This is a genomic window from Tumebacillus avium (assembly GCF_002162355.1).
In the GTDB taxonomy this organism is placed as follows: domain Bacteria; phylum Bacillota; class Bacilli; order Tumebacillales; family Tumebacillaceae; genus Tumebacillus_A; species Tumebacillus_A avium.
In genome coordinates this window covers 3,870,309-3,876,704 of the sequence record NZ_CP021434.1, presented here as the reverse complement: position 1 = coordinate 3,876,704, position 6,396 = coordinate 3,870,309, and the positions used below count along the sequence as shown (strand labels likewise).

Here is a 6,396-nt window from a genome sequence, read left to right as displayed (position 1 = left end):
AAAAATAACACGAATGAAAAGACCCTTACTGTAAATAACACTCAAACTGATTTATTCTCATCATACAACAAAACTCCTTTCCGTATCGGACAGTCAGTTTAAAATAAAAACACCCGCACGCGGGTGTTTATTTGATCACGCCATAATTCTCGATCGTCACTTCCGGGGTGACCTTGATCTTCGCTTTGGAAAATGCGGCGGGCCAGTCGTGTTCCACCGTTTTCCAATGCTTGTATTCGCTGGCTCGGGCATAGAGGCCGAGCCCAATCGGATCTACCTGGAGTTCCTGCAGTTTCCCGACCAGTTTTTGCAAGGATTGCTGCAACTCTTTGGTGATCAGCGCCCCCACCGCTTGCGCATTTTCCATCCGATACCGATCTTCGACCACTTCGGTGATCTCCGCGTTGAACTTCAGCTTGATCTCAAACTGAAACGCGCCGTTTGACCAGTTGGTTCGCACTTTGTGCTTCTTTAGGGCAATGTTCATGCTCGGTCCCTTGGTTCCCACCGAATAGGAGACCTTGCGCTTTGCTTCATCCTGTAAAAACAACAGCATCAAGCTTTCTTCCCGGTTTAGAGAACCTGCGTACAGACCCTGTTTGTTCAGCAAGGCAGTTCCTTTGACAGCGATCGTATTTCCCTTTTTCGCAATCTCGGCCACCGCTGCGGTGATGCCCGGCTCAAAGGCCTGATCGTGCAATTGGCGGATCATCGTTTCTACTGTGCTGCCTTCCTTGTTCGCCGTTTCGATCAACTCATGCACAAAAGACCCGAGATGATGGTCCTTCGGCCGAAAAATCATGATCTCTTTCACCGGGCCGTCGACGAGCGCCATCGTGACATTGCTGGGATTTTTGGCGTCACGCAGAAAGGAGTCGTAAAAGGCGCCTGCCGATCGGGTCTCGATCACTTTTTTGCCGATCAGCATCACCTGCAGTTTCCCGCCGCGAATCGTGCCGGTCGACATCAATTGCATCTGGTCCCGGGCCTGGCGAACGGTGCCGGACTCGACCTTTAAAATATGGCTTTTCCCTTGCCCCGTCTGCGAGAAGATCGGATTGCTCTGGTAGATGACCAATCGGTCGTTCTCATCGGCGTCGACCGCCGCGGCGAGCGAAAGCGACATCTGCTCCAGCGACTTCCCTTCCGTTCCGCAGCCGGTGGCGAGCAACGCCAACAGCAGCAGCAAAAGGATCAACTTCCGCTTCATGAAGGCTTCCCTCCCCGCATCTTTCTGCTGATTGTGACATATCCCCAGAGCAGCAGCGGAAACGTAAACGCGAATCCGATGCCCGCCATCCCAAAGGTCGTCGTCCACTGCTCCGCCTGCTCGTAGTTCAGCGGGTAGAAGACAGAGAGCACAATGATCAGCCCGAGCAACACCAGCAAATGCCTGCTGTGATCCTGTTTGCCCATCAGCTGCGCGGTGCCAAACGCCGCCATAAACAGATACGGAATGATCGTCATCGAGATGATGATGTAATAAAACGACAGGAAAAAGATCTCAAAGCGCTCTACAACCTCCAGCTCGACCGCCTTCATCAGATTCAAAGTCGGCCAGAGGTAGCGTTTGACTCCTTCAGGGCCAAAATAGGTCGTGCACAAAATAAAAATAAACAGATACAGTAACATCGTCATCGTGCTCGCGGTCACCACGCCGCGCAGCGCCTTCTGTTTTTCTTTCAAGAACGGATGCAGCAAAAATGCCATCTCAAACCCAAGGTAGCTGGGCATCGTCGTTTGAAATGTCACCATCAGCGGATTCCAGCCGTCTTTAAAGAGCGGCAAGAGATGGAGCAGGCGCGATTCGGGAACGGCATAGAGCAGCAGCGGGTACATCCACAGCGTAAAAAAGTACACAAACTCGGCAAACCGGCCCAGCACCCGCACTCCGTTGCGGCCGATCGTATACAGCGGGAAGGACAGCAAAACGATCATCCAAAACGGCGAGGTCTGCGGCATGATCCACATCCGCATGATGTTGACCGTCGTATAGAGGACGACGCTGGCTGCCAGCGCGCCGTACAGCACCCAGAGCATGCTGAACAGGCCGCCAATCCATTTTCCGAAATAGCGGCGCAGCAGGTCGTACAATGTGTCCTGCGGGTGCTTTTTCATGACGGAGATGATCAGGGCGCTGGCCAGCACGACGACCGCCCAGCCGAGCACGATCGGAATCCACCCGTCCGATCCGGCCTGTTCGCTCAAAGCGCGCGGCAAGGTCAGCACGCCGATCCCGATCTGCGTTTTGTAGATAAAAAACACATATTGCCGATACGTGATCTCATTGTAGGCGTACTTTTTCATCACTCATCCCCTTTTTTGCGCGAAGGGCGCTGCCGCCGCTGCTGCAGCGGGTGGGTCGAGCGCGGCCGGTCGTTCATTTTCCAGAGCGGGAAACGCACGATCGTGTCTTTCCAGTCCTTGAAGCGGGTCGGCGCAATCGGGCTGCCGTAAGGTACGCCAAGCGATTCCAAAGCGACTAAGTGCCCGGCGATGACCATGATGCCAACGACGATCCCGATCATCCCAAACAAGGCGGCGAGCAGCATCAAGGGAAAGCGGATCAGGCGCACCGACGCCGCCATCTCGTGATTGGGGATGATAAACGATGCGATCGCCGTCAGCGACACGATGATGACCATGACATTGCTGACAAACCCCGCTTGGACGGCAGCTTCCCCGATCACGATGCCCCCGACGATCCCGACCGTCTGGCCGATCGGCGCCGGGAGCCGAACGCCCGCCTCGCGCAGCATCTCCAGCGTGATCTCCATCATCAACGCCTCCAGATAAGGCGGAAACGGCACTCTCGAACGCGACTCGCCGATCGACAACAGCAGGTTGAGCGGCAGCATCTCATAATGAAAGGAGATCGTCGCCACATAGAGAGCAGGCAAAAACATGGCGATCAACAGCGCCGTGAAACGCAAGATCCGAATGAAAGAAGCGAGCAGAAAACGGGCGCTGTAATCATCTAATGACTGGAAAAAAGAGACAAAGACCATCGGGCCGATCAACGCGCTTGGCGACCCGTCGACGATGACGGCAATGCGGCCTTGCAGGATCTGTGACACAGCGGCATCCGGGCGCTCCGTGATCTGAAATTGCGGGAACGGCGTATACGGATTGTCTTCAATCCGCTGCTCCAGCTCGCCTGTGGCGAGGATCGCATCCGTTTTGATCGCTTGGATGCGCGTCTCCAGCTCCTGCAAGATCTCTGGGCGCGCCACGTCGGACAGATAGACGAGATAAAGCATCGTTTGGCTGCGCTCGCCGACGGTGAGCTTTTTGATCGTCAGCCGGCGGTTGGAAATGTAGCGGCGGATCAGCGCGATGTTTTGCCCGGCCGTTTCGGTAAACCCTTGGTGCGCGCCGCGCAGGGTCGACTCCGCCTGCGGGTCTTGAATCGACCGCTGCGGCCAGCCTTGGGTCTCGATTTCCACCGCTTCTGCCGCGCCTTGCAGCAGCAGCACGCTTTTGCCTTGAAAGATCGCCGTTTCGAGGTCGGTAAAACGTGTCAGCGGCTTGGTCTGCCCGGCCGAGATGACCTCGACCGGGGTCTGACTTCCCTGCAGCTCATGCAGCAGCGGATGCAGAATATGCGAGTTGACCGTCACCTTGTCAACCAAGCCTTCCAGATAGACCAGCGCAGCCCCCTGCCCGGTTTTGGTCTTGAATTGATGGTTGATCAGATCGGGGCTTTGTCCAAACATAGCTTCCAGTTCCTGCAGATTCTCCGCGAGATCGAACGAGATTTCCGGGCGCAACTTCTGTTTCGCCTCCTGCCTGCTCAGTCGTTTTTGTTAAAATCCCCCTCTTTTCCCATCCGTATTCCACGCACATTCCCCCGCCCTTCGCTGCATATTCATGGTAGGGAGCAATTCCGGGAGAGGAGGGCTGGCATGAAACGATCACAAGCGCAGATGAGCCCTTGGGAAGAGCATCATTTTTGGCTGGAAATTCTGGAGGATCACACGTATTTCCTGGTCGATTTTCTGTCGTCAGCCGAAACGCAGTGGGTGGAAGTCGCCCTGTCGTACCAGACTGCCTTTCGCACACTGCGCGAACGGGTCGAGAGGCTCGATCCCCGGCTCGGGGTCAATGCGCCGGAGATGATCGCGCTGTCCGTCGAAGCGCAGCGCGTGACGTCTGCCTATTATCAGTTTGAAGGCCACCTGCAGAACCTGCGCATTCTGAACCGGGTCATCCTGAACCGCACGCCGTCTTACTTCAACGGAACGCTGGATGAAGCGGAAGAGTATCTGCGCCGCTTGAGCGCGTACGTGCAGGGCCAAGAGCCGGCTGAATTGTCTTTGCCCGCCCTCTTGCAGCTGTGGATCATCGATCAGATCGGGCATGCCGAGCTGTTAAAAGACGCCTTCGACCCGGTGGAACTACCGCTGGAAGCAAAAACGGCCGAGTACCAGCGCGGCATGCAGGCGCTGTGGGTGAAACATGGGCAGATGACCAAGTTCTTGCGCTTTACCCCGCCCGGCTTTCCGGCGCAGCAGCAGCTCGTTCGCGACGTGGCGGCGGCGGTGATCGAATTCTATCAGTTTGTGGAGCTGATCACAGAGCGCTACCGCAACAGCACGGTGCTGACCGACACGACCTTGCGCTTTCTGGAACATCATTTTCCGGAGTCGTGTTACTTTTTGCGCAAGCTGAGCGCGTTTGCCCCCGATCTGCAGATTCCTGAGTGTTCGCTGACCAAGCCGTCTTTCAAGCGCTGAGTACCGGCGCATGAAGACGGCTTTTACTTTCTCTACTATTCTCATGTTCAGAAAAGTGTTAAGATATGAAGAGACTCTATGCCAAAAGAAGGTAGTTCTAATGAACAGTGCAATCGACTTTTCACTTTTTGCGGGACAAGCAGTTAAGGCGGTTGATACAGACAGTCTCACGCCTCAGATAAAATTTAGTTTTGGCAGTCTCCATGTGGAATGTTTTTGGAGGGTGCGGAATCGGGAATACATGTTGTATGGGAAGCACGATCCAGAGGCGCTGCAGCGGCTCGCCGAGGATCTGGTCGGGCGGACGGTGACCCTGGTGCTGCATCGGGAGTTTCCGTCCGATCTGACGGTGGAATTCGATCAGGACTTGTATCTTGAGGTGTTATGTTCCTGTTCCGAAACGGAAAACTGGCACTTGACGCGTCCCGACGGCTTCTTTTTGGTCGCGGGTCCGGGCGGCCGGTATACCTTTTGGGAGCCGGAGCTTGTGCAGGAGGAGAGTTAAGGAGGGTTTGGCTTGAATTTGCCGCTTCAAATCTATGATTTTATCGCCGTGCTGTTCCCTGGCGTCCTGCTGATGGCGATCGTTGAGCAGGAAGCGCCGTGGCTGCCGATCTGGGACAACGGCCTGCAGGTCGGCGCGCTTGCCGTGATGCTCGTCATCGGATATATCGCCGGACAGCTGCTCGCCTTGATGTCGCGGTGGATCGAAAGCGAACCGTTGACGCGCTGGATGCTGCAATTCGGCCGCCGCAAGAGCCGCAAAAAAGGGCAGCTCGAAGGCCGCAAGACGAAAATGCGTTTCACCAATGACATGAGCGAAGCGATCTTGGAAGCCCTGTCCGACTTTTACGGGCGGACGGTGCATCCGAACGACCCGGAGCTGTTCAATCTCGCCTTCTCCCCGGTCTCAGACAAGATGACCAAGCGCGATGTGTTCCTCGCCCTCGCCAACATGATGCGGTCGCTGGCGCTGCTTGGCTTGTCGTACGCGATTTATCTGGTGCTGGAACTGCTGGTGCACGCCGTGATTGGCGCTCCGTTTGAGTATTATTCGATCCACCTGCTGGTGTTGAGTCTCGTCGGGTATTACTTCTTCCGCAAAGGGTACCAGGAGTACGATTCGATCGCCGACAAGATTCCGTTCCTCGCCTTTCTGGCGTGGTACCGGCAGCAAAAGATGCCGAAACAGTAAGAGAGTCCGTCACTTGACGGACTCTCTTTTTTGTATGCTCTAGAAAAGCAGCGCATAGCCCCAGAACAGTCCAATCGGGACCACCCAGAACAGCGGAATGCTGTTGCACCAGTAGGCCAGCGTGTCTTTGCGGCGTGCGTAGGAGATCCAACTGGTGATGATGCTGACCAACAGCCCCAGCGGATAGGCCAGAATCGTGAAAAAGATGATCAGCGTTGTCGGGTCTTTTTCAGAGCCCGGGCTGTCAAACATCATCACAGACAGCCCGGCGAATAAGAACCATGGCGCAAGCAGCAGTACGAAGAGCAGTTGTGTGCTTAATAGAATGGAAAATGCCTTTTTGTTTCTCAGTTTGTTCTCCTCCAATTGTTTGGCTCGTTCACACGCGGTCAGATTCGATACACGAATCCCGCCCGCTCGAAATACAGTCCGCCATCCACGTTGATGCAGGCTCCTCCTGCATAC

At 55.4% G+C, this 6,396-nt stretch carries 7 protein-coding genes; 3 read left to right on the top strand and 4 right to left on the bottom strand.

Annotated features, from left to right (window positions below; translation table 11 throughout):
- Positions 1-127 precede the first annotated feature (127 nt).
- Genes CBW65_RS18665 through CBW65_RS18655 form a run of 3 tightly spaced genes read right to left on the bottom strand, consistent with a single transcriptional unit; the run spans position 128 to position 3,716 of the window.
- A complete protein-coding gene (locus CBW65_RS18665) occupies positions 128-1,210 on the bottom strand; it encodes a Ger(x)C family spore germination protein (RefSeq protein WP_087458111.1) in 1,083 nt (360 codons plus the stop codon).
- Positions 1,207-2,307 (bottom strand): GerAB/ArcD/ProY family transporter, encoded by a 1,101-nt coding sequence (locus CBW65_RS18660; RefSeq protein ID WP_087458110.1) that lies wholly within the window; start codon positions 2,305-2,307, stop codon positions 1,207-1,209. The genes CBW65_RS18665 and CBW65_RS18660 overlap by 4 nt, the downstream gene beginning before the upstream one ends.
- Positions 2,307-3,716 carry a spore germination protein gene (locus tag CBW65_RS18655; protein ID WP_087459293.1) on the bottom strand — a complete coding sequence of 470 codons (1,410 nt, stop codon included), beginning with the start codon at positions 3,714-3,716 and terminating at the stop codon, positions 2,307-2,309. The genes CBW65_RS18660 and CBW65_RS18655 overlap by 1 nt, the downstream gene beginning before the upstream one ends.
- Before the next feature lie 189 nt (positions 3,717-3,905).
- Between CBW65_RS18655 and CBW65_RS18650 the strand changes: the two genes are divergently transcribed.
- Genes CBW65_RS18650 through CBW65_RS18640 form a run of 3 tightly spaced genes read left to right on the top strand, consistent with a single transcriptional unit; the run spans position 3,906 to position 5,931 of the window.
- Positions 3,906-4,736 (top strand): DUF2935 domain-containing protein, encoded by an 831-nt coding sequence (locus tag CBW65_RS18650; protein ID WP_087458109.1) that lies wholly within the window; start codon positions 3,906-3,908, stop codon positions 4,734-4,736.
- Positions 4,737-4,746: 10 nt separating this feature from the next.
- The gene (locus tag CBW65_RS18645) at positions 4,747-5,241 is read left to right on the top strand and encodes a DUF6188 family protein (RefSeq protein ID WP_332457821.1); all 495 of its coding nucleotides are present in this window, start codon (positions 4,747-4,749) and stop codon (positions 5,239-5,241) included.
- A gap of 12 nt (positions 5,242-5,253) precedes the next feature.
- Entirely contained in the window at positions 5,254-5,931 is a 678-nt protein-coding gene (locus CBW65_RS18640; protein WP_087458107.1) for a hypothetical protein, read from the top strand.
- A gap of 39 nt (positions 5,932-5,970) precedes the next feature.
- Here the strand turns inward: CBW65_RS18640 and CBW65_RS18635 are convergent, their stop codons facing one another.
- Positions 5,971-6,297, bottom strand: a complete 327-nt coding sequence (locus CBW65_RS18635) for a hypothetical protein (protein ID WP_087458106.1) — start codon at positions 6,295-6,297, stop codon at positions 5,971-5,973.
- Positions 6,298-6,396 lie beyond the last annotated feature (99 nt).

Bases quoted from the DNA above. Each gene is read 5' to 3' on its own strand.
- CBW65_RS18665 (WP_087458111.1), bottom strand. From the start codon at position 1,210: ATGAAGCGGAAGTTGATCCTTTTGCTGCTGCTGTTGGCGTTGCTCGCC.
- CBW65_RS18660 (WP_087458110.1), bottom strand. From the start codon at position 2,307: ATGAAAAAGTACGCCTACAATGAGATCACGTATCGGCAATATGTGTTT.
- CBW65_RS18655 (WP_087459293.1), bottom strand. From the start codon at position 3,716: ATGTTTGGACAAAGCCCCGATCTGATCAACCATCAATTCAAGACCAAA.
- CBW65_RS18650 (WP_087458109.1), top strand. From the start codon at position 3,906: ATGAAACGATCACAAGCGCAGATGAGCCCTTGGGAAGAGCATCATTTT.
- CBW65_RS18645 (WP_332457821.1), top strand. From the start codon at position 4,747: ATGAAGACGGCTTTTACTTTCTCTACTATTCTCATGTTCAGAAAAGTG.